This is a genomic window from Microbacterium sp., from assembly GCF_035554235.1.
GTDB lineage: Bacteria > Actinomycetota > Actinomycetes > Actinomycetales > Microbacteriaceae > Microbacterium.
Genome location: NZ_DATMIO010000022.1, coordinates 1 through 2030, shown reverse-complemented (window position 1 = coordinate 2030; position 2030 = coordinate 1). Strand labels below are relative to the sequence as shown.

Genomic DNA, 2030 nt, shown 5'->3' with positions numbered 1-2030 from the left:
CGGCCGATCACTCATGTCACATTGGCCACGTCCTTTATCACCCGTTGACACCAGTTGACATCCGTGACACGGTTTCAAGGTCGAAAAGGGGGGAATCTTGAGACGCCACTCAGCGCATCGACCCACGCACGCCGCCCGAAGGGTGTTGGCAGCGGTGCCCGCCGCGATCGTCGGGTCCATCGCACTCTCGCTCGCGGCGACGCCAGCCGCCGCGGTGACCGACCTCAGCATCCGCGGCACGCAGGCAGGCGCACCGAAGCCCGTGGGGTCTCGGCCGCAGGCCGCGGCCGTGAGCCGGCCCGCATCCACCCCCGTTCCCCCGAGCTACGCCGTGGTCGCCGGAGACACGGTCTTCGACATCGCCCGGCGTTTCGGGCTCCGCACGGCCGATGTGCTGGCATGGAACGGCCTCACCTCGTCGAGCGTCATCCACCCGGGCCAGGTGCTGGCGCTGGCAGGCGCCCCCGCCGCCGCGAGCCCACCTGCCACGCCGGTCGCGGCCCCCGCCGCCGGCATCCACACGATCGCCAAAGGCGACACGATCAGCGCCATCGCGAAGAAGTACGGGTTCACGACGCAGGCCGTGCTCGCCGCGAACGGCCTCAGCCCGGCATCCATCATCTACCCGGGCCAGACCATCGCACTGCCCGGCGCCGCGGCGGCGTCCCCAGTCGCCCCGCCCCAAGCCGCGGCGCCGGCGACTCCTCCTGCCGCGACGCCCGCACCGGGGGCGTCCTCGCACACGATCGCCAAGGGCGACACGATCAGCGCCATCGCGAAGAAGTACGGGTTCACCACGCAGGCCGTGCTCGCCGCGAACGGGCTGACCCCGGCATCCATCATCTACCCGGGTCAGACCATCGCGCTGCCCGTCGCCTTCGTTCCGGTCGCATCGACGGCGCCCGTGGCGCCCCCGGCCCCGCAGTCGGCGGTGCTCGATGCCGAGCAGGCGGCGAACGCGCGGCTCATCATCGGCGTCGGCCGCCAGCTCGGAGTCTCCGACCGCGGGATCGCGATCGCGCTCGCCACGGCGATGGTCGAGTCCTCGATGCGCAACCTGACGTGGGGCGACCGCGACTCTCTCGGACTCTTCCAGCAGCGACCGAGCACGGGATGGGGCACCGACGCCGAGGTCAGCGACGCGACGCGCGCGACCCTCGCCTTCTACGGGGGACCCACCGACCCCAACGGACCGCGTACCCGCGGCCTGCTCGATATCCCCGGGTGGCAGGACATGGGCTTCAGCCAGGCCGCTCAAGCGGTGCAGATCTCGGCCTTCCCCGACCGGTACGGCGCGTGGGAAGCGGCGTCGTACCAGTGGCTCGCCGCACTGGGTTGACCGGCCTCGCCCCCGTGTCCGGGTGAGCCGCTGCCGGGCCGGGGGCCCGGGCCTCCGTAGACTTTCCCCGTGAGTACCAGCCAGCAAGCCGACCCGCTGATCGGGCGGCTCGTCGACGGCCGGTACAGGGTGCGCGCGCGCATCGCGCGCGGCGGCATGGCCACCGTCTATGTCGCCACCGACCTGCGGCTCGAGCGCCGCATCGCGCTCAAGGTCATGCACGGGCACCTCAGCGACGACGCGGTGTTCCAGAGCAAGTTCATCCAAGAGGCCCGCGCCGCCGCGCGGCTGGCCGATCCCAACGTCGTCAACGTCTTCGACCAGGGCCAAGACGGCGACATGGCGTACCTCGTCATGGAGTACCTGCCCGGCATCACCCTCCGCGAGCTCATGCGGGAGCAGAAGCGGCTCTCGGTCACGCAGACGATCACGATCATGGATGCTGTACTGTCGGGCCTCGCGTCGGCTCACCGCGCCGGAATCGTGCACCGCGACGTCAAGCCCGAGAACGTGCTCCTCGCCGAAGACGGCCGCATCAAGATCGGCGACTTCGGTCTGGCGCGCGCCACCACCGCCAACACCGCAACCGGCCAGCAGCTGCTCGGCACGATCGCGTACCTGGCCCCCGAGCTCGTCACCCGCGCCATGGCCGACCCCCGCAGCGACATCTACGCGCTCGGAATCATGCTCT

The 2030-nt window shown here is 71.0% G+C and carries 2 protein-coding genes; both read left to right on the top strand.

Annotated features, from left to right (window positions below; all coding sequences use genetic code 11):
* Positions 1-154 precede the first annotated feature (154 nt).
* Complete coding sequence (locus tag VNT50_RS01265) at positions 155-1339, top strand: LysM peptidoglycan-binding domain-containing protein (protein ID WP_325483300.1); 1185 nt, start codon at positions 155-157, stop codon at positions 1337-1339.
* A 69-nt stretch (positions 1340-1408) separates the two neighbouring features.
* Positions 1409-2030 (top strand): protein kinase domain-containing protein (locus VNT50_RS01260; RefSeq protein ID WP_325483299.1); only part of this gene is annotated, 622 nt, incomplete at its 3' end.